The organism is Spirillospora sp. NPDC049024 (assembly GCF_040649235.1).
Taxonomy (GTDB): Bacteria; Actinomycetota; Actinomycetes; order Streptosporangiales; family Streptosporangiaceae; genus Spirillospora.
Window position 1 is genome coordinate 120,139 of sequence record NZ_JBEZFD010000023.1, and the last position, 19,852, is coordinate 139,990.

The following is a 19,852-nucleotide window of genomic DNA, read 5'->3' on the forward strand; positions in this document are numbered from 1 at the left end:
GGGGAGAGGACGCTGGACACCGTCGATCCGCACACGCCGAACGTTCCGCGAATGTACGACTACCTCCTGGGCGGGAAGGACAACTACGCCGCCGACCGGGAGGCCGTGGAGGAGGTCGTCCGGCATGCCCCCGACACCCCGTTCATGGCGCGCGAGAACCGCGCGTTCCTGCGGCGCGCGGTGCGGTTCCTCGCCGAGTCGGGGATCCGCCAGTTCATCGACATCGGCTCCGGCCTGCCCACCCAGGGCAACGTGCACGAGATCGCCCACCAGGTCGCGCCCGACGCCCGCGTCGTGTACGTCGACGTGGAGCCGGTCGTGCTGGTCCACGGGCGGGCGCTGCTGGCCGGGACGCCGCAGGTGACCGTCATCCAGGGCGACGCGCGCAGGCCGGGCGAGATCCTGGCCCACCCCGAGGTGACCGGGCTCATCGACTTCGACCTGCCGGTCGCGGTGCTGATGCTGGCGGTGCTGCACTTCATCGGCGACGGCGACGACCCGCCCGGGATCGTGGCGCGGCTCCGCGACGCGGTCGCACCCGGCAGCTACCTGGCGGTGTCGCACGTGACCGGCGACTTCGACGCCGACAAGCGGGTCCGGGACGCGGGCGCGGTGTACGAGCGGGCCACGTACCAGATCACCCTGCGCGGCCGCGCGGACGTCACGCGGCTGTTCGACGGTTTCGAGCTGGTGGAGCCCGGCCTCACCACCCTGTCGATGTGGCGCCCCGATCCGGGCACGACCGTGCCGCCGGCGGCGGACCGCCAATGGTGCTACGCGGGGGTGGGGCGAAAGCCCTGAAACTCGGATCCGCAGGCCATTGTGACGCGCTTTTCGGACAAGCCCGGCAAAATGGGTTAAGGACCCCTCGGGGGATAGGGCGCTCTGCCCCCCGGCGCCCCCTTACGCGCGGGGCGCGGTATGCGGGTAAGGCCGAGGCGCCCGCGGGCATCGCATCGGCGCGCCGATCCGAGGAGCGTTCCATCGGCGCGCCGATGGAACGCCTACGCCTTCCGGCCGCCGCGCAGGGCGCGAGGGAGGGCGGTGGCCGCCCGGCCGACCCTGAAGCTCACCGAGCCGCGGACGGCCTCCAGCTCCTTCTGGGCGCGGGCCAGCCTCTCCTCCGAACGCGCGAGCCGCTTCTCCGCCTGCGCGAGCCGCTCCTTCAGCCGGCCCGCCTCGTTGTAGGGGCGCGTCGCCCCCTTGCCCTTGAGGCGGACGAGCCGCCGTCCGGCGACCTGCTGGACCTCGTGCCAGGCGTCCTCCCGCGTCCCCAGCCAGTCGAGGAGGTCGTCCTGGACGGTGTCGGCGTCGCCCCACGTGCCGTAGAACTTCTGCGTCGTGACGCAGATCGGGCGCAGCCCGCCGGCGGCCACCGCGCCCCACACCGCCGCGGACACTCCGGGGGTGTGCTCGGACCGGTAGTCGTCGCACACGATCAAGCCCCCGGCGGGGAGCATCACGTGCGCCGCCTCGATGTCGGCCCGGACGTGCTCGTACAGGTGGGACGCGTCCACGTGCACGAACCGGCAGGTCTCGGGCTGGACGTGGTCCAGGATCAGCGAGGTCGGGCCCTGGACGATCTCGGGGAGGCGGTCGTGGAAGGCGCGGTAGTTCGACTCGAACGCCCGGCGGGTCAGGGTGGAGTACGACCCCTGCATCTCCGCCTGGTTGGAGTCGTCCGGCGCGTCGGTGTCGAACAGGTCGCACACCGTGAAGGTCTCGCCCTCCCGCAGGTGGCGTCCCATCAGGATGGCGCTCTTGCCGAGGTAGGAGCCGAGCTCCACCAGGTCCCCGCGCTCACCGAGCCGCTCCTGGCGTTCCAGGAGCCAGGTGAACAGGAGCTGGTCGAGCTTGGGGAACCACCCCTTGACGTCGTCGAGGGAGGAGGGGGAGGCGGGGGGCGCGGTCTCTGGGCTGATCATGTACGGGGCTCCAACGTCGGGTTTCGGGAGCAGGGGACGCGAGACGAATTCGCCATGATAGGTGAGTCGCTCTTCATGGCAACAAAGCTGGATATCGGGTACTTGGCACCCTCGGTCCGGCCTGGTGGCCTCCGGTGGCGGGGCGCCGGCGGCCCCGGGCCGCCGGGGGTCGCCGGCGGCGGGGGCGCTGTTGACAGGGCGCTCGCCCGGCCCGTAGCGTGCGGCTGATTCACGGTTGCCCGAGGGAAATCCGGTGAGATGCCGGTGCGGACGCGCCACTGTATCCGGGACGCCGATCCCGGGAGCCAGGTCGCTCGGGTGATCGCGACCTCATTGTCCGGGACGCGCTAGATCCCCTACGGAGGCTCCGTGAGCACGCTGTCGGCTCCCCACATCCCCCTCTCCCGCCTCGTTCCCTGGCTGCTCGCGGTGCCCGCGCTGCTGCTCCTCGGCTACCTCGTCCTCATGGACAACGGCGCCGTCTCGCAGACCGGCGGATACCTCCACGAGCTGATGCACGACGGGCGGCACCTGCTCGGCGTGCCCTGCCACTAGGCCGCCGCATGGTGCGCACCCTGCTGGTCAGGGGCCTGCTTCTGGGCCTGCTGGCCGGTCTCGTCGCGGGCGTCTTCGCCTTCGCGGTCGGCGAGCCGCGAGTGGACGACGCGATCGCCCTGGAGAAGGCCGCCGCGACCCACGAGCACGAGACCTCGACACACGAACACGACGGAGCACACGAGCACGGCGGGGAGGTCGGCCGCGGCACGCAGAAGGCCGGGCTCTTCCTCGCCACGGGCCTCTACGGGCTCGCGGTGGGCGGCGTCTTCGCGCTCGTCTTCGCGGGCCTGCGGGGACGCGTGGGGCCGCGCTCGGACGCCGGGCTCGCCCTCGCGGCCGCCGGGACGGCCTTCGCCGCCGTCATCGTCGTGCCGTTCCTGAAGTATCCGGCGAACCCGCCCGCGGTGGGCGATCCGGAGACGATCAACACCAGGACCGTGCTGTACCTGGCGATGATCGGGGTCGGGCTGCTGTCGACCGCGATCGCGGTGACGACGGCGCGAAGCGTGCGCGGCGGGCCGTGGGCGCGCTGGCCCGCGGCCGTGCTGGCGTTCGTCGTCCCGGTGGCGGTGGCGTCGCTGCTGCTCCCGAGCGTGGACGAGGTGCCGGACGGGTTCCCGGCCACGCTGCTGTGGCAGTTCCGCATCACCTCGCTCGGGACGCAGCTGGTGTTCTGGGCGTCCTTCGGAACCCTGTTCGGGTGGTTCTGCGACCGGGCCGCCCGTGCCCCGGCTCCGGCATGAGCGGGCCGGCCTGACCGGGCTGCTGCTCGTCCGGCACGCCACGTCGGCGGGGATGCGGCAGGCCCGCTTCCCCGCCGGCGACGCCGCCGACCCGGCCGGCCTGGCCAGGGCGGAGGCGCTGGCGGGCGCGCTCCCGGACGGCGACGCGTGGACCTCGCCCGCCCGCGCCGCCCGGGAGACCTGCACCGCGCTCGGCCTCGCCGCCCGCCCGGTCGCGGCGCTCGCCGAGACCGACCCGGGCACCTGGGCCGGCGTCCGCTACGCGGACATCGCCCCGGACGAGCTGGCCGCCTGGCTGGCGGACCCGGACGCCGCGCCCCACGGCGGCGAGAGCCGGTCCGCCCTCGCGGCGCGGGTCGCGGCGTGGCTCGGCACCAGGCCGTCCGGCATCGCGGTCTGCGACGCGGGTGTGATCCGTGCAGCGCTCGCGCACGCGCTGCGCGTCGACGTCCTCGCGGCCGACCGGTTCGACGTCGCGCCGCTGTCCACCACGAGGCTCACCCCCGCCGGGAACGGCTGGCGGGTCGCCCACGTCAACCGGAAGGTCCAGGTGTGAACGTCGCCTATCCGTTCAGCGCCGTCGTCGGGCTGGACGACCTGAAGCTGGCGCTGCTGCTCAACGCCGTCTCGCCGCGGGTGGGGGGTGTGCTGGTGCGCGGTGAGAAGGGCACGGCCAAGTCGACGATCGTGCGGGCCCTCGCCGGGCAGCTCCCCGCGGTGGACACGGTGGCGGGCTGCCGGTTCGCGTGCGACCCGGCAGCGCCCGACCCGTCGTGCCCGGACGGCCCGCACGAGCCCGGCGGACCGGCCGAGCGCCGGCCGTCCGCGCTGGTGGAGCTGCCGGTGGGCGCCTCCGAGGACCGGCTCGCCGGGTCCCTGGACGTCGAGCGGGCCCTGACCGAGGGCGTCAAGGCGTTCGAGCCGGGCCTGCTCGCGGCGGCGCACCGCGGCGTCCTGTACGTGGACGAGGTGAACCTGCTGCACGACCACCTGGTCGACCTGCTGCTGGACGCCGCCGCGCTCGGCACCTGCTACGTGGAGCGCGAGTCGGTGTCGGTGCGGCACGCGGCCCGGTTCCTGCTGGTCGGGACGATGAACCCCGAGGAGGGCGAGCTGCGCCCCCAGCTCCTCGACCGCTTCGGGCTGACGGTCGAGGTGCGGGCGTCGCGGGACCCGCGGGAGCGGGCCGAGGTCGTCCGGCGGCGGCTGGCGTTCGAGGCCGACCCCGCCGCGTTCGCCGCGCGCTGGCAGGATGCCGAGGCCGAGCTGGCGGAGCGCATCGCGGCCGCGCGGGAGAGGCTCGCCGGGGTCAGGCTGCCGGACGAGCGGCTGGAGCAGATCGCGGCCGTGTGCGCGGGCTTCGAGGTCGACGGTCTGCGCGCCGACCTCGTCACGGCGAACGCCGCGCTCGCGCACGCCGCGTGGCGGGGGCGCGACGAGGTGACGGCCGAGGACGTGCGCGCGGCGGCCCGGCTGTCGCTGCCGCACCGCCGCCGGCGGGACCCGTTCGACGCGCCGGGCCTGGACGAGTCGCTGCTCGACGAGCTGCTCGACAGCACCTCCCCCCGCGACGACCCTCCCCCGGACGGCGGAGGGGGCGGCGAGCCCCCGTCCCCGCCGCGGAACGGAGGGCAGGGCCCCTCGCAGAACGCAGGGCCGGAGCAGGACGCGAGCCGGGAGCACGACGCAGGCCAGGAGCAGAACGCGAGCCGGGAGCGGAACTCGGGCTCATCACGGGACGCGAGCCCGTCACAAGACGCGGGCTCGCCAGATGACGCGGGCCTGTCGCGGAACAAGGGCCCGTCAGAGGACGCGGGCACGGCGCAGGAGGAGCGGTCCGGCGGCGGGGGCGGCGAGCGGGTCGCGGCGGTCGCCGCGCCGCACGCGGTGCCGCTGCTGGAGGTGCCGGGCGTGGGCGAGGGCTCCGCGGGACGGCGGTCGCGGTCGCGGACGGCCCGGGGCCGGGTCACCGGGGCGCGCCGTCCGGCGGCGAAGGTCCGCGACCCCCACGTGGTGGCGACGCTGCTGGCCGCCGCGCCGCGGCAGCGGGCGCGCGACCGGTCCGGCGCGGGCCTCGTGCTGCGCCCGGACGACCTGCGGGAGGCGGTCCGCGAGGGCCGCGAGGGCAACCTGGTGCTGTTCGTCGTGGACGCCAGCGGCTCGATGGCCGCGCGCCGCCGCATGGAGACGGTGAAGACGGCCGTGCTGAGCCTGCTGCTGGACGCCTACCAGCGCCGCGACAAGGTCGGCCTGATCACCTTCCGGGGGCGCGCCGCCGACCTCGTCCTGCCCCCGACGTCGTCGGTCGAGGCGGGCGCGGCGCGGCTGCGGGCCCTGGCCACCGGGGGCCGCACGCCGCTCGCCGCCGGGCTCGCCCGCGCCGCCGAGGTGCTGCGCGCCGAGCGGCTGCGCGACCCGGCGCGGCGCCCGCTGCTCGTGGTCGTCACCGACGGGCGCGCGACCGCGGGCGGCGACGTGGACCGGGCCGCCGGGCTGCTGGCGGGCACGGCCGGGATCGTCGTGGACTGCGAGGACGGCCCGGTCCGGCTCGGCCTGGCGGGACGGCTCGCGGCCCGGCTCGGGGCGCGGCTCGTCCCGCTCGGCGACCTCGACGGGATCGTGCGCGCCCACCGCGGGCGCGACGCAGGAAAGGCGGCCTGAGATGCCCCAGGGAAAGCCCGTGTCCGTCCCCGACGACGGCCTCACCACCCGGCAGCGCCGCAACCGGCCCCTGCTGATGGTCCACACCGGCCCCGGGAAGGGGAAGTCGACGGCGGCGTTCGGGATGGCGCTGCGGGCGTGGAACCAGGGCTGGCCGATCGGGGTGTTCCAGTTCGTGAAGTCGGCGAAGTGGCGCATCGGCGAGGAGCGCGCGCTGCGGGTGCTCGGAGCGAGCGGCGAGGGCGGCCCGGTCGCCTGGCACAAGATGGGCGAGGGCTGGTCGTGGATCCAGCGCCCCGGCACCGAGGAGGACCACGCGGCGGACGCCCGCGAGGGCTGGGCGCAGATCAAGCGGGACCTGGCCGCCGAGACGTACCGTTTCTATGTGCTCGACGAGTTCACCTACCCGCTCAAATGGGGCTGGCTCGACCTGGACGACGTGGTCGAGACCCTCACCGCGCGCCCCGGGACCCAGCACGTCGTCGTCACCGGGCGGGACGCGCCCGCGCGGCTGGTCGAGGCCGCCGACCTGGTGACGGAGATGGGCAAGGTCCGGCATCCGATGGACGCCGGGCAGAAGGGGCAGCGGGGCATCGAGTGGTGATCCCCCGGCTGGTCGTGGCCGCGCCGGCGTCCGGCAGCGGCAAGACGACCGTGGCGACCGGGCTGATGGCGGCGCTGCGGGCGCGCGGCCTGGCGGTGTCGCCGCACAAGGTCGGCCCCGACTACATCGACCCCGGCTACCACGCGCTCGCGGCGGGGCGGCCGGGCCGCAACCTCGACCCGTGGCTGGCGGGCGAGGAGCGGGTGGCGCCGCTGTTCCTGCACGGCGCCGCCGGCTGCGACGTGGCGGTGGTCGAGGGCGTGATGGGCCTGTTCGACGGGCAGGGCGACACGGGGTTCGCCTCGACGGCGCACGTCGCGGAGCTGCTCGCGGCGCCGGTGGTGCTGGTCGTGGACGCCGCGCGGCAGAGCCGGTCGGTGGCGGCGCTCGTGCACGGGTTCGCGACGTTCGAGCCGGGCGTGCGGATCGGCGGCGTCGTCCTCAACCGGGTCGGTTCGGAGCGGCACGAGGAGCTGTGCCGGAGCGCGCTGGAGGCGACGGGCGTGCCGGTGCTCGGCGCGATCCGGCGGGACGACGCGGTCGTCACCCCGTCCCGTCACCTCGGGCTCATCCCGGCGGCGGAGCGGGGCGCGGAGGCCGTCCGGGCCGTGGAGCGGCTCGGCGCGCTGGTGGAGCGCTCCTGCGACCTGGACGCGCTGCTCCGGCTCGCGGCCACCGCTCCCCCGCTGCCGGGGCCCGCTTGGGACCCGTCCGACCATGTGACGCCGGTCGGGGGCGGGCCGGTCGTCGCGGTGGCGGGCGGGGCGGCGTTCACCTTCTCCTATGCCGAGCACGTGGAGCTGCTGCGCGCGGCGGGCGCCGAGGTGGCCGTCTTCGACCCGCTGCGCGACGAGGCCCTGCCGGCCGGGGCCGGCGCGCTCGTCGTCGGCGGCGGCTTCCCGGAGGTGCACGCCGCCGAGCTGGCCGCCAACGCGCCGATGCTCGCCGAGGTGGCGGCGTTCCGCGGCCCGATCGCCGCCGAGTGCGCGGGTCTCCTTTATCTGTGCGAGGAACTCGACGGCCGGGCGATGTGCGGGCGGGTGCCGGGCCGGGCGCGGATGACGTCCCGGCTGACGCTCGGCTACCGGGAGGCGGTCGCGGTGGCGGAGTCGCCGCTGACGCGTCCGGGCGAGCGGTTCCGCGGGCACGAGTTCCACCGGACCGCGCTGGACACGGAGGCCGAGCCGCTGTTCCGGTGGCGGGACGGCCGCGACGGGTACGGCGACGAGCGGATCACCGCCTCGTACCTGCACCTCCACTGGGCGGGGTTCCCGGAGGCGGCTCAGCGGCTGGTGTCGTCCTCCAGGTCGCCCTCCGCCTTGAGGTAGACCTCCTGCAGTCCTTGGAGGATCTCCGGGTCGGGGTGCTCCCACATGCCGCGTTCGGCCGCCTCCAGCAGCCGCTCGGCGATGCCGTGCAGCGCCCACGGGTTCGACTCCGCCATGAAAGCGCGGTTCTCCTCGTCCAGGACGTAGGCGGCGGTGAGCCGGTCGTACATCCAGTCGGCCATGACGCCGGTGGTGGCGTCGTAGCCGAACAGGTAGTCCACGGTCGCGGCCAGCTCGAACGCGCCCTTGTAGCCGTGCCGGCGCATGGCGGCCAGCCACCGCGGGTTGACGACGCGGGCCCGGAAGATCCGCGCGGTCTCCTCCGCGAGGGTGCGGGTGCGGACGGCGTCCGGGCGGGTGCTGTCGCCGACGTAGGCCTCCGGCGCCCGGCCGGTCAGCGCGCGGACGGTGGCGATCATGCCGCCGTGGTACTGGAAGTAGTCGTCGGAGTCGGCGATGTCGTGCTCGCGGGTGTCGACGTTCTTGGCGGCGACGGCGATCCGCCGGTAGGCGCTCTCCATGTCGGCGCGGGCGGGCACGCCGTCGAGGTCGCGGCCGTAGGCGTGGCCGCCCCACACCGCGTACACCTCCGCGAGGTCGGCGTCGTCGCGCCAGTTGCGGCTGTCGATGAGCGGCAGCAGCCCCGCCCCGTAGGCGCCCGGCGCGGACCCGAACACGCGCATCGTGGCGCGGCGCTCGTCGCCGTGCCGCTCCCGGTCGGCCCGCACGTGCGCGCGGACGTAATTGTCGGCGTCCGGTTCGTCCAGCCCGGCGACGAGCCGGACGGCGTCGTCCAGCATGGCGACGACGTGCGGGAACGCGTCGCGGAAGAAGCCGCTGATGCGGACGGTCACGTCGATGCGCGGCCGGCCCAGCTCGGCGGGCGGGACCGGCTCCAGCGCCGTGACGCGGCGGGACGCCTCGTCCCAGGCCGGGCGGACGCCGAGCAGCGCGAGGACCTCGGCCACGTCGTCGCCCGCCGTGCGCATCGCGCTCGTCCCCCACACCGACAGCCCGACCGAGCGCGGCCACTCCCCGTGGTCGGCGCGGTAGCGCTCCAGGAGCGAGTCGGCCATCGCCTGCCCGGTCTCCCAGGCGAGGCGACTCGGGACGGCGCGCGGGTCGACCGAGTAGAAGTTGCGGCCGGTCGGCAGGACGTTGACGAGGCCGCGCAGCGGCGACCCGCTCGGTCCCGCCGGAATGTAGCCGCCGTCCAGGGCGTGCAGGACGTGGTCGAGCTCGTCGGTCGTCCGGGCCAGGCGCGGGACGATCTCGGCGGCGGCGAACTCCAGGACCCGCGCCACCGCGTCGCGGCGGTCCGCCGGGACGCCCCCGGCGACCTCGCGGGCGGCGTCCGCGGCCCAGCCGGCGTCCTCCATGGCCCGGACGAGGGCGCGGGCGGCGGTCTCGGCGGCGTCCACGTCGGCGCGGCCCTCGCCGCCGTCCTCGCTGAGGCCGAGCGCCTCCCGCAGGCCGGGCAGCGTCTCGCGCCCCGACCACATCTGGCGCGCGCGGAGCATGGCCAGCACGAGGTCGACGCGGGTCTCCCCGGCGGGCGCCTGGCCGAGGACGTGCAGGCCGTCGCGGATCTGCGCGTCCTTCACCTCGCACAGCCACCCGTCGACGTGCAGGAGGAAGTCGTCGAACTCGGTGTCGTGCGGGCGGTCGTCCAGGCCGAGGTCGTGGTCGAGCTTGGCGGCCTGGATGAGCGTCCAGATCTGGGCGCGGATCGCGGGCAGCTTCGCCGGGTCCATCGCGGCGATCGTCGCGTGCTCGTCGAGGAGCTGTTCGAGCCGGGCGATGTCGCCGTAGGTCTCCGCGCGGGCCATCGGCGGGACCATGTGGTCCACGAGGACGGCGTGCGCGCGGCGCTTGGCCTGCGTGCCCTCGCCGGGGTCGTTGACGAGGAACGGGTAGACCAGCGGGACGTCGCCGAGCGCCGCGTCGGTGCCGCACGAGGCCGACATGCCCGCCGCCTTGCCCGGCAGCCACTCCAGGTTGCCGTGCTTGCCGACGTGGACGATCGCGTGCGCGCCGAACTCGTCCGACAGCCACCGGTACGCGGCCAGGTAGTGGTGGCTGGGCGGCAGGTCGGGGTCGTGGTAGATCGCGATGGGGTTCTGGCCGAAGCCGCGCGGCGGCTGCACCATGACGACGGCGTTGCCGGCGCGCAGGGCGGCGAGGACGATGTCACCGTCCTGGACGAACAGCTCCCCGGGCGGCGGGCCCCAGTGCCGCTCCATCCCCTCGCGCAGGTCGGCGGGCAGGGTGCGGTACCAGCGCTCGTAGGACGCGGCCGAGATGCGCACGGGGTTGCCCGCGAGCTGCTCCTCGGTGAGCCAGTCCTCGTCCTGGCCGCCCGCCGCGATGAGCGCGTGGACGAGGGCGTCGCCGTCCTGCTCGTCGACGCCGGGGAAGCCCTCCCCGAGGTCGTATCCCGCGTCCCGGAGCCGGGCCAGCAGCCGGACGGTGCTGGCCGGGGTGTCGAGGCCGACGGCGTTCCCGACGCGGGCGTGCTTGGTCGGGTACGCCGACAGCATCACCACGACGCGGCGCTCGGCGGCGGGGGTGTGCCGCAGCCGGGCGTGCCGGACGGCGATGCCGGCGACCCGCGCGGCCCGCTCGGGGTCGGCCGCGTAGACGGTGAGCCCCTCCTCGTCGACCTCCTTGAACGAGAACGGGACCGTGATGATCCGGCCGTCGAACTCGGGGATCGCGACCTGCGACGCCGCGTCCAGCGGGGACAGCCCGTCGTCGCTCGCCTCCCAGGCGGCCCGGCTCGTGGTGAGGCAGAGGCCCTGCAGGATCGGGACGTCCAGCGCGGCGAGGGCGCCCACGTCCCACGCCTCGTCGTCGCCGCCCGCCCCGGCCGTCGCGGGCCGCGACCCGCCCGCCGCGAGCACGGTCACCACCAGCGCGTCCGCCCGGCGCAGCGTGTCGAGCAGCTCGGGCTCGGCGGTGCGCAGCGACGAGCAGAACACCGGCATGGCGCGCCCGCCCGCGTCCTCGACGGCCGTGCACAGCGCCTCGACGAACGCGGTGTTGCCCGCCATGTGGTGGGCGCGGTAGTAGAGCACGCCGACCACGGGCCCGCCGCCGTCGCGGGCGGCGCGGTCGAGCCGCCCCCAGGCCGGCGCCGGGGCCGGCGGCGCGAAGCCGCGCCCGGTCAGCAGCACGGTGTCGGACAGGAACGCGTGCAGTTCGGCGAGGTTGGCGGGGCCGCCGTGGGCGAGGTAGGCGTGCGCCTCGGCGCACGCGCCGCCGCTGACCGTGGACAGCTCCATCAGCTCGGCGTCGGGCGCCTGCTCGCCGCCGAGGACGACGACCGGGCGGGGGCCCGCGAGCAGCGCGTCGAGGCCGTCCTCCCAGGCGCGGCGCCCGCCGAGCAGGCGTACCACGACGAGGTCGGCGCCCTCGGTCAGCTCCGGGAGGTCATCGACGGTGAGCCGCGCCGGGTTGCCCAGGCGGTAGTCGGCGCCGGACGCCCGGGCGCTCAGCAGGTCGGTGTCGGACGTCGACAGCAGCAGGACCGTGCGGCCGTGCTCGGACACGGAGCATCCTCCCCCTGGGGTCCTCGCCCCGGTAGCGGGTGTCGCGACGGCAGGAGTCTCCTGGCTCCCGGATCGACGCTCGCCCCGGCCTTCCCGTCCTCGCGGACAGTGGCCTACAGCGGGGTTCGCTCCCCGGTCACAGTGGCGGGACCGCGCCGGATTCGCACCGGCTTCCTCCCATTGCCATCGCCTGGGCAGAAGAGTACGGCAGCGCGGTCGCCCTGCAAACTGTGGTTAACATCCTCCCCGTGCCGAATGTCAGAGCCCGCGCCGACGCGTGCCCCGGGGCGCTGCGCACCCACGACGCCGCCGACGGGCCGCTGGCGCGCGTCCGCGTCCCGGGCGGCGCGGTGTCCGCCGCGCAGCTCGCGGTGCTCGGCGCCGCCGCCCGCGAGCTGGGGCGGGACGTGATCGAACTCACGTCCCGCGGCAATCTCCAGGTGCGCGGCGTCCGCGATCCGGCGGCCCTCGCGGCCCGGCTGGAGGCGGCCGGGCTGCTCCCGTCGGCGACGCACGAGCGGGTGCGCAACATCGTCGCGTCCCCGCTCGGCGGGCGCGGCCCGCGCGGCGCCCTCGCGACGGACCCGCTGGTCACGGCGCTGGACGAGGCGCTCCGCGGGCGTCCGGGGCTGGCCCGGCTGCCTGGCCGGTTCCTGTTCGCGCTCGACGACGGCACCGGCGACACGGCCGCGCTGGACGCCGACGCGGCGCACACCCCCGGCGGCCTCCTGCTGGCCGGAACGCGGCTCGGCCCCGTCCCCGGCGACCCCGTCGCGGCGCTGCTCGCGGCGGCGGAGGCGTTCCTGGAGATCCGGGGGGACGCCTGGCGGCTCGCCGAGGTGCCGGACGGCGTCCGCCGCGTCGCGGAGCGGCTGGGCGCGGCCGTGCGGGAGACGCCGCCGCGCTCGGACCCCGCCCCGCCGCACGCCGGGCCCATCGCGCAGCGGGACGGGCTCGTCGCGCTGGAGGCCGTGCCCCCGCTCGGCCGGCTGTCCGGCGCGCAGGCCGAGTCGCTCGGCGGAGTCGCGGACGAACTGCGGGTGACTCCGTGGCGCAGCGTCGTGCTGCGCGACCTGGACCGCGGCGAGGCGGGCCGCGCGGCGGAGGCGCTCGCGGCGGCGGGCTTCGCGACCGATCCCGCGTCGCCGTGGGTGGGCGTGACGGCCTGCACCGGGAGCCCCGGGTGCGCGAAGTCGCGCGGCGACGTGCAGGGCGAGGCGCGGCGCTTCGTCGAGGGCCTGGGCCGCGCGCCCGAGACCCCCGTCCACTGGGCGGGATGCGAGCGGCGCTGCGGGATGCCCCGCGGCCCGGTCGTGCTGAGGACGGCGGAGGGACAGCAGTGATCGATTACGTCCGGGACGGCGCCGAGATCTACCGGCGGTCGTTCGCGACGATCCGCGCGGAGGCCGACCTGTCGGGCCTGCCGGAGGACGTGGCGCGGGTCGCGGTCCGCATGATCCACGCCTGCGGCATGACGGACCTGGTCGAGGACCTGGCCTGGTCGCCGGGGGTGGTGGCGCGGGCGCGGGCGGCGCTGCTGGCCGGCGCGCCGGTCCTGTGCGACGCGCGGATGGTCGCGTCCGGCGTGACCCGCGCGCGGCTGCCCGCCGGCAACGAGGTCGTGTGCACCCTGGGCGAGCCGGGCGTGCCGGAACTGGCGGAGCGGCTCGGCACCACGCGGAGCGCGGCGGCGCTGGAGCTGTGGGGCGACCGGCTCGGCGGGGCGGTCGTGGCGATCGGCAACGCGCCGACCGCGCTGTTCCGGCTGCTGGAGCTGGTCGAGGCGGGCGCGCCCCGCCCGGCGGCGGTCCTCGGGATCCCGGTCGGGTTCATCGGGGCGGCCGAGTCCAAGGAGGCGCTCGCCGCGAGCGGCCTGGACCATCTGGTGGTGCGCGGGCGGCGCGGCGGCAGCGCGATGACGGCGGCGGCGGTCAACGCCGTCGCCAGTGAGGCGGAGTGATGGCGGGACGGCTGTTCGGCGTGGGCGTCGGGCCCGGGGACCCCGAACTGGTCACGGTGCGGGCGGCGCGGCTGATCGGCGAGGCGGACGTGGTCGCGTTCCACAGCGCGCGGCACGGCCGCAGCATCGCCCGGGCCATCGCCGAGCCGTACCTGCGGGACGGCCGGATCGAGGAGCAGCTCGTCTACCCGGTGACGACGGAGACGACCGGCCACCCCGGCGGCTACCAGGGCGCGCTCGAGGAGTTCTACGCCGACTGCGCCGCCCGGCTCGCCGCGCACCTCGACGCGGGGCGGACGGTCGTGGTGCTGAGCGAGGGCGACCCCCTGTTCTACGGGTCGTACATGCACCTGCACAAGCGGCTCGCGCCGCACTACCCGGCCGAGGTGGTGCCGGGCGTGACGTCGGTGAGCGCGGCGTCGGCGGCGGCGGGGCGGCCGCTGGTGGAGCGGGAGGAGACGCTGACCGTCCTGCCCGGGACGCTGCCCGGCGAGGAGCTGGCCGAGCGGCTGCGCACCGCGGACGCGGCGGCGGTCCTCAAGCTCGGCCGGACGTTCCCCAAGGTCAGGCAGGCGTTCGAGGACGCGGGCCGCCTGGCCGACGGCTGGTACGTCGAGCGCGCCGCCACGGGTCGGCAGCGCGTCCTCCCGCTCGCCGAGGTCGACCCGGCGGACGTGCCCTACATGTCGCTCGCACTGCTGACCAGCCCGGCGGAGCGCACGTTCGAGGCCCCTCCCCCGGCGCGTCCGGAAGGGGCCGGTCGCGTGTGGGTGGTCGGGCTCGGGCCGGCGGGGCGGCCGTGGCTGACCCCGGAGGCGCAGGACGTCCTGGCGTCCGCCACCGACCTCGTCGGCTACGGCCCCTACCTGGACCGGGTGCCGCCGAACCCGAGGCAGCGGCGGCACGGGTCCGGCAACCGGGTGGAGGCCGACCGGGCCCGGCACGCGCTGGCGCTCGCGCGGGACGGGGCCCGCGTCGCCGTCGTCTCGTCCGGCGACCCCGGGGTGTTCGCGATGGCGACGGCCGTGCTGGAGGCGGCGGCCGAGGACGAGTTCGCGGACGTGCCGGTGCAGGTCGTGCCGGGGCTGACGGCGGCGCCGGCCGTCGCCGCCCGGGCGGGCGCTCCCCTCGGGCACGACTTCTGCGTCCTGTCGCTGTCGGACATCCTCAAGCCGTGGGACGTGGTGGCGCGGCGGCTCCGGGCCGCCGCCGAAGCCGACCTGGTGCTGGCCCTCTACAACCCCTCGTCGAGCCGGCGCAGGCACCAGCTCCCGGCGGCGCGCGACCTGCTGCTGGAGCACCGCTCCCCCGAGACCCCCGTGGTGGTCGGGCGGGACGTCGGCGGGCCGGAGGAGAGCGTGACGGTGACGACGCTCGGCAAGCTGGACCCCGAGCAGGTCGACATGCGGTGCCTGCTCATCATCGGCTCGTCCGCGACGCGGGTGACCGACCAGGGCGTGGTCTACACCCCGCGCCGCTACCCCTGAGCCTTCGCCGCTACTTCAAGACCCAGGCCGCGGCAGCGGCCACGTCCTCCGTCGACCCGACGCCTTCGGGGAGGGCCGGACGGTCGACCATGACGACCGGCAGGCCCGCCCCGCGGGCGGCGGTGAGCTTGGCGCGGGTCATCGCGCCGCCGCTGTCCTTGGTGACGAGGACGTCGAGGCGGTGCTCGCGGATCAGGGCGCGCTCGCCGTCCACGGTGTAGGGGCCGCGCGCCAGCAGGACGTGCACGTTGGACGGGACGGGCGGCTCCGGCGGATCCACCGACCGGGCGAGGAACCACGCGTCGGTCCGCGCGGCGAACACCGGGAGGCTGCGGCGGCCGGTGGTGAGGAACGCGCGGGCACCGTCCGGGAGCGCGGCGGCGGCGTCCGGCAGGGACGGGACGCGCCGCCAGTCGTCGCCGTCCTCCTCGACCCAGCCGGGGCGGCGCAGCGCGAGCAGCGGCACGCCCGTCAGCCGCGACGCGTGCGCGGCGGAGGCGCTCATCCGCTCGGCGAACGGGTGCGTCGCGTCCACGAGGCGGTCGATCCGGTGCTCGCGCAGCCACGCCGCGAGCCCTTCGGCGCCGCCGAACCCGCCGATGTGGACCTCGCCGGCGGGCAGCCGCGGGTCCGACACCCTCCCCGCGAGGGAGGACACGACGTGGATCCCGTCCTGGCCCGCGCCGGTCAGCCGGGCCGCGAGGGCGCGGGCCTCCGCCGTCCCGCCGAGGATCAGGACGCGCCGCACGCCCGGTCCCGCCCGGCGCTGTAGAGGTGGCTGTCGGGGAACGCCGACGCGGTGAGGACGCGCCCGACGACGATCACCGCGGTGCGGCGGACCCCGGCCTCGCGCACCCGGGCGGCGATGTCGGCCAGGGTGCCGCGCAGGACGAGCTCGTCCGGGCGGCTGGCGCGGGCGACGACCGCGACCGGGCAGTCGGCGCCGTAGCGGGGCACGAGCTCGGCGGCGACCTCCTCGATGCGCTGGACGGCCAGGTGCAGCACCATCGTGGCGCCGCTCGCGCCGAGGGTGGCGAGGTCCTCGCCGTCCGGCATCGGGGTGGCGCGGACGGCCGTGCGGGTCAGGATGACGGTCTGGCCGACGCCGGGGACGGTCAGCTCGCGCCCGAGCGAGGCCGCCGCCGCGGCGAACGCCGGGACCCCGGGGACGACCTCGTACGGCACGCCCGCCGCGTCGAGCCGGCGCATCTGCTCGGCGACCGCGCTGAACACCGACGGGTCGCCGGAGTGCAGGCGCGCGACGTCGAGGCCGTCGCGGTGCGCGGCGGTCAGCTCGGCGACGATCCCGTCCAGCGTCATGTCGGCGGTGTCGACGAGCCGGGCGCCGGGCGGGCACGCCTCCAGCAGCTCCACCGGCACCAGCGACCCCGCGTACAGGCAGACGGGCGCGGACTCCAGCACCCGCAGCCCGCGCACGGTGATGAGGTCGGCGGCGCCTGGCCCCGCGCCGACGAAGTACACCGTCACAGGGTGTCCTTCCGGGTGGACCAGACGGTGACGGGCATGGCGGGGCGCCAGCCGGTGAACCCGCCGAGCGGGGCGGCGCGCTCGACGCCGACGCGGACCAGCTCGCCGCCGTGGGTCCGGCGGAGCTCCACCAGCCGGGCCTCCGATTCGAGGGTGACGGCGTTGGCGACGAGGCGGCCACCGGGCCGGAGCGCGTCCCAGCAGCGGTCCAGCAGGCCGGGGACGGTGAGGCCGCCGCCGATGAAGACCGCGTCCGGGATCGGGAGGCCTTCCAGCGCGTCCGGCGCGCGGCCCTCCACGACGCGGACGCCGGGCACCCCGAGGACCTCGGCGTTGCGGCCGATCCGCTTGGCCCGCTCCGGGCCGTCCTCGACCGCTATCGCCTCGCACGACGGATGCGCCCGCGCCCACTCGATCGCGACGCTGCCGGACGCGGCGCCGACGTCCCACAGCAGCTCGCCGGGCAGCGGCCCGAGGCGCGACAGGGTCACCGCCCTGACCTCGCGCTTGGTGATCTGCCCGTCGTGCTCGAAGGCCTCGTCGAGCAGCCCGGCGACCCGCGGCAGCGGGTCGGCGTCCGGTCCGGGCAGGCACTCCACGGCCACGACCGCGAGCGCCGAGGCGGCGGGCTCGGTCCACTGGGACGCGACGCCGTGCGCGACCGTCTCGCTCTCGGCGCCCAGGTCGGCGAGGACCGTCATCCGGCTCGGGCCGAAGCCGCGGCCGGACAGCACCGCGGCGACGATGATCGGGGCCTCGCGTCCGGCGCCGAGCACGATCAGCCGCCGCCCGGGGGCGATGACCGCGTTCAGCGTCGAGGCGGGACGGCCCACGATGCTGAGGACGTCCACCCGGTCCAGCGGCCAGCCGAGCCGGGCGCACGCGAGCGACGCCGACGACGGATGGGGCAGCACGCGGAGCCGGCCGGCGCCGAGCATCCCGGCGAGGGTGGAGCCGATCCCGTGGAACATGGGGTCGCCGCTCGCCAGCACGGCGATCGCGCGCCCCTCGTACCGCTCGATCAGCCCAGGCAGCGCGGGGAGCAGGGGCGACGGCCAGGCGACCCGCTCGAAGTCCTCGCCCGGGACGAGGTCGAGCTGCCTCTGGTTGCCGAACAGGACCTCCGCCGTCCGGAGCGCCTCGCGCGACTCCTCCGCGAGCCCGTCCCACCCATCGGCGCCGATTCCCACGACGGTGATGACACGCGCGTCCACTGGCCTCCTCGGTCGAACGGGACGCCAAGCCTATAGGAGCGCTCTGGCACACTTGGCGCCGTGAAGCGGCTTTTGATCATCGGCATCGGCGCGGGGGACCCGGACCACCTGACGTTCCAGGCGGCCAAGGCCATCGCCGCCGCCGACGCCTTCCTCGTCGTCGACAAGGGTGAGGCCAAGCACGACCTGGCCGGGCTGCGGCACGACCTCATCGCGGCGCACGGCCGGCACCCGTACCGGATCGTGGAGGCCCGCGACCCCGACCGCGACCGCGACGCCGCCGCCTACACCGCCGCCGTCGAGGACTGGCGCTCCCGCCGCGCGGGGATCTACCGGTCGTTCGTCGAGGACGAGCTGGCCGACGGGGAGACCGGCGCGCTCCTGGTCTGGGGCGACCCCGGCGTCTACGACAGCACCCTCGCGGCGCTGGAGGAGGTCGGCGCCGAGTTCGAGTACGAGGTGATCCCCGGCATCAGCAGCGTCTCGGCGCTCACCGCCCGGCACCGCGTCGGGCTCACGCGGGTCGGGCGGCCCGTCCACATCACCACGGGCCGCCGCCTCGCCGCCGAGGGCGCCACCGCCGACGACGTCCTGGTCATGCTGGACGCGCACTGCGCGTTCGCCGAGGCGGGCGACGGCTACCGCATCTACTGGGGCGCCTACCTCGGCACGCCCGACGAGATCCTCGTCTCCGGCCCGGTCGCGGAGGTGGCCGAGGAGATCCGCGCCGTCCGCGCCGAGGCCCGCGCCCGCAAGGGGTGGATCATGGACACCTACCTCCTGCGGCGCGAGTCCCCGGCGCGGCCCTGACCGGTGCGGGGCTGACCGGCGTCAGGCCTTGGACGCGGCGGGCTCCCCCGCCTGGGCGGCCTGCTCGGCCGCGGCGGTGACCGAGCGCCCGCGCCCGGGGATGGCCAGCGCGACGGCCCCGGCGACCAGCGCCACGCCGCAGCCGATCAGCAGGCCGGCGCGGAAGCCGTCCTCGGACGGCAGCACGTGCCCGCCGAGGTCGATGGTCAGCTGGGACAGCACGACCCCGACCACGGCCGCCGACACCGAGGTGCCGACCGAGCGCATCAGCGTGTTGAAGCTGTTGGCCGAGGCGGTCTCCGAGCGCGGCACCGCGCCCATGATCAGGGCGGGCATCGCGCCGTAGGCGAGGCCGACGCCCATCCCGCAGATCGCGGTGACGACCATCAGGCCCCACGCGGCGCCGATGAGCAGCGTGGACGACCCGTACCCGAGCGCGATCACCAGGCTCCCGGCGACCAGGGTGACCTTGGGCCCGCGGGCGGCCGACAGCCGCGCGCCGAGCGGGGACACCGCCATCATCAGCAGGCCGGACGGGACCATCCACAGGCCCGCGGCGACCATCGACTGGCCGAGGCCGTACCCGGTCGCCTCCGGCAGCTGGAGCAGCTGCGGCACGATCAGCGACTGGGCGTACATCGAGAACCCGATCACGACCGAGGCGGCGTTGGTGATCAGCACCTGCGTGCGCGCGGTGACGCGCAGGTCCACCAGCGGGTCGCGGGTCCGCAGCTCCCACCAGCCCCAGGCGAGCAGGACCGCGACGGTGGCGGCGAACAGGCCGACGGTCGTGCCGCTCGTCCAGCCCCAGTCGGCGCCCTTGGAGACGCCGAGCAGCAGGCACACGAGGCCGGTGCCGAGGCCGATCGCGCCGACGGCGTCGAAGCGGCCCCTCGCCTGGACGGGGGTGGCCGGGACCAGCCGGTAGATCAGCGTGGCGACGAGCGCGCTCAGCGCGGCCGAGCCCCAGAACAGCACCCGCCAGCTCGTGTTCTCGGCGATGACCGCCGCCAGCGGCAGCCCGAACGCCCCGCCGATGCCCATGGACGAGCTCAGCAGCGCGATCGAGGACCCGAGCCGCTCGGGCGGCAGCAGGTCGCGCAGCGCGCTGATGCCGAGCGGGATCATGCCCATGCCGACGCCCTGCAGGCCCCGCCCGACGACCATCGGGACCAGCGAGCCCGACAGCGCGCACAGCACCGACCCGGTGATGAGCGGCACCATGCAGACCAGCAGCATCCGGCGCTTGCCGTACAGGTCGCCGAGCCGCCCGATCATCGGCATGGCGACCGCCGAGGCCAGCAGCGTCGCGGTGACCACCCAGGTCGCGTTGGAGGGCGTGGTGTGCAGCAGCCGCGGCAGCTGCGCGATCAGCGGCACCACGAGGGTCTGCATGAACGCGGCGACGATGCCGCCCACGGCGAGCACGCCGACGATCCCGCCGGGTCGGACGGCGGGCGCGGACTCGTCCACGTGACATCCCTTCTTTCGGGTCGGAGAACTTGTGCACCATACATATGATG

17 protein-coding genes and 1 riboswitch are annotated in these 19,852 nt (G+C 76.0%); of the genes, 11 read left to right on the plus strand and 6 right to left on the minus strand.

Annotation, left to right across the window (positions count from 1 at the left end):
• Window positions 1-12: 12 nt before the first annotated feature.
• Window positions 13-801: an SAM-dependent methyltransferase gene (locus AB0C21_RS34185; protein WP_500209923.1), complete on the plus strand. Its 789-nt coding sequence runs from the start codon at window positions 13-15 to the stop codon at window positions 799-801.
• 203 nt (window positions 802-1,004) lie between these two features.
• Here AB0C21_RS34185 and AB0C21_RS34190 read toward each other — a convergent pair whose 3' ends face one another.
• Window positions 1,005-1,925 (minus strand): class I SAM-dependent methyltransferase, encoded by a 921-nt coding sequence (locus AB0C21_RS34190; protein WP_500209861.1) that lies wholly within the window; start codon window positions 1,923-1,925, stop codon window positions 1,005-1,007.
• A gap of 369 nt (window positions 1,926-2,294) precedes the next feature.
• Between AB0C21_RS34190 and AB0C21_RS34195 the strand changes: the two genes are divergently transcribed.
• The 6 genes from AB0C21_RS34195 to AB0C21_RS34220 are packed head-to-tail and all read left to right on the plus strand — an operon-like array spanning window position 2,295 to window position 7,819.
• Window positions 2,295-2,480, plus strand: a complete 186-nt coding sequence (locus tag AB0C21_RS34195; RefSeq protein WP_149263190.1) for a CbtB domain-containing protein — start codon at window positions 2,295-2,297, stop codon at window positions 2,478-2,480.
• Window positions 2,481-2,488: 8 nt separating this feature from the next.
• Window positions 2,489-3,226: a CbtA family protein gene (locus AB0C21_RS34200; protein ID WP_500209863.1), complete on the plus strand. Its 738-nt coding sequence runs from the start codon at window positions 2,489-2,491 to the stop codon at window positions 3,224-3,226.
• On the plus strand, window positions 3,207-3,782 hold the full coding sequence (locus AB0C21_RS34205) for a histidine phosphatase family protein (RefSeq protein ID WP_500209865.1): 576 nt from the start codon (window positions 3,207-3,209) through the stop codon (window positions 3,780-3,782). The genes AB0C21_RS34200 and AB0C21_RS34205 overlap by 20 nt, the downstream gene beginning before the upstream one ends.
• Entirely contained in the window at window positions 3,779-5,887 is a 2,109-nt protein-coding gene (locus tag AB0C21_RS34210; RefSeq protein WP_500209866.1) for a VWA domain-containing protein, read from the plus strand. The genes AB0C21_RS34205 and AB0C21_RS34210 overlap by 4 nt, the downstream gene beginning before the upstream one ends.
• Window position 5,888: 1 nt before the next feature.
• Window positions 5,889-6,491 (plus strand): cob(I)yrinic acid a,c-diamide adenosyltransferase, encoded by a 603-nt coding sequence (cobO, locus tag AB0C21_RS34215; RefSeq protein WP_353822150.1) that lies wholly within the window; start codon window positions 5,889-5,891, stop codon window positions 6,489-6,491.
• A gap of 8 nt (window positions 6,492-6,499) precedes the next feature.
• On the plus strand, window positions 6,500-7,819 hold the full coding sequence (locus AB0C21_RS34220; protein WP_500209924.1) for a cobyrinic acid a,c-diamide synthase CobB: 1,320 nt from the start codon (window positions 6,500-6,502) through the stop codon (window positions 7,817-7,819).
• Here AB0C21_RS34220 and cobN read toward each other — a convergent pair.
• A complete protein-coding gene (gene cobN, locus AB0C21_RS34225) occupies window positions 7,774-11,370 on the minus strand; it encodes a cobaltochelatase subunit CobN (RefSeq protein ID WP_500209868.1) in 3,597 nt (1,198 codons plus the stop codon). The genes AB0C21_RS34220 and cobN overlap by 46 nt on opposite strands.
• 54 nt (window positions 11,371-11,424) lie before the next feature.
• A riboswitch (cobalamin riboswitch) is annotated at window positions 11,425-11,546 on the minus strand.
• Between the two features lie 72 nt (window positions 11,547-11,618).
• Here cobN and AB0C21_RS34230 point away from each other — a divergent pair.
• The 3 genes from AB0C21_RS34230 to AB0C21_RS34240 are packed head-to-tail and all read left to right on the plus strand — an operon-like array spanning window position 11,619 to window position 14,817.
• The gene (locus AB0C21_RS34230; RefSeq protein WP_500209870.1) at window positions 11,619-12,713 is read left to right on the plus strand and encodes a ferredoxin-like domain-containing protein; all 1,095 of its coding nucleotides are present in this window, start codon (window positions 11,619-11,621) and stop codon (window positions 12,711-12,713) included.
• A complete protein-coding gene (locus AB0C21_RS34235) occupies window positions 12,710-13,330 on the plus strand; it encodes a precorrin-8X methylmutase (RefSeq protein ID WP_200842279.1) in 621 nt (206 codons plus the stop codon). Before AB0C21_RS34230 ends, AB0C21_RS34235 begins: the two co-directional genes overlap by 4 nt.
• A complete protein-coding gene (locus tag AB0C21_RS34240; protein ID WP_500209873.1) occupies window positions 13,330-14,817 on the plus strand; it encodes a precorrin-2 C(20)-methyltransferase in 1,488 nt (495 codons plus the stop codon). The genes AB0C21_RS34235 and AB0C21_RS34240 overlap by 1 nt, the downstream gene beginning before the upstream one ends.
• A 10-nt stretch (window positions 14,818-14,827) precedes the next feature.
• Here AB0C21_RS34240 and AB0C21_RS34245 read toward each other — a convergent pair whose 3' ends face one another.
• The 3 genes from AB0C21_RS34245 to cbiE are packed head-to-tail and all read right to left on the minus strand — an operon-like array spanning window position 14,828 to window position 17,519.
• Complete coding sequence (locus AB0C21_RS34245) at window positions 14,828-15,565, minus strand: cobalt-precorrin-6A reductase (protein ID WP_500209875.1); 738 nt, start codon at window positions 15,563-15,565, stop codon at window positions 14,828-14,830.
• The gene (cobM, locus tag AB0C21_RS34250; protein ID WP_500209877.1) at window positions 15,550-16,305 is read right to left on the minus strand and encodes a precorrin-4 C(11)-methyltransferase; all 756 of its coding nucleotides are present in this window, start codon (window positions 16,303-16,305) and stop codon (window positions 15,550-15,552) included. The genes AB0C21_RS34245 and cobM overlap by 16 nt, the downstream gene beginning before the upstream one ends.
• Window positions 16,302-17,519, minus strand: coding sequence for a precorrin-6y C5,15-methyltransferase (decarboxylating) subunit CbiE (gene cbiE, locus AB0C21_RS34255; RefSeq protein ID WP_500209879.1), 1,218 nt, complete (start codon window positions 17,517-17,519; stop codon window positions 16,302-16,304). Before cbiE ends, cobM begins: the two co-directional genes overlap by 4 nt.
• A gap of 60 nt (window positions 17,520-17,579) precedes the next feature.
• Between cbiE and cobF the strand changes: the two genes are divergently transcribed.
• The gene (cobF, locus tag AB0C21_RS34260; protein ID WP_500209881.1) at window positions 17,580-18,329 is read left to right on the plus strand and encodes a precorrin-6A synthase (deacetylating); all 750 of its coding nucleotides are present in this window, start codon (window positions 17,580-17,582) and stop codon (window positions 18,327-18,329) included.
• Between the two features lie 21 nt (window positions 18,330-18,350).
• On the opposite strand, the gene AB0C21_RS34265 is transcribed toward cobF, so the two are convergent.
• Window positions 18,351-19,802: an MFS transporter gene (locus AB0C21_RS34265; protein ID WP_500209883.1), complete on the minus strand. Its 1,452-nt coding sequence runs from the start codon at window positions 19,800-19,802 to the stop codon at window positions 18,351-18,353.
• Window positions 19,803-19,852: the final 50 nt, after the last annotated feature.

Excerpts from the sequence above, each read along its gene's own strand:
- AB0C21_RS34190 (WP_500209861.1), bottom strand. The coding sequence starts at position 1,925 with ATGATCAGCCCAGAGACCGCGCCCCCCGCCTCCCCCTCCTCCCTCGAC.
- AB0C21_RS34200 (WP_500209863.1), top strand. The coding sequence starts at position 2,489 with ATGGTGCGCACCCTGCTGGTCAGGGGCCTGCTTCTGGGCCTGCTGGCC.
- cobO (WP_353822150.1), top strand. The coding sequence starts at position 5,889 with ATGCCCCAGGGAAAGCCCGTGTCCGTCCCCGACGACGGCCTCACCACC.
- AB0C21_RS34240 (WP_500209873.1), top strand. The coding sequence starts at position 13,330 with ATGGCGGGACGGCTGTTCGGCGTGGGCGTCGGGCCCGGGGACCCCGAA.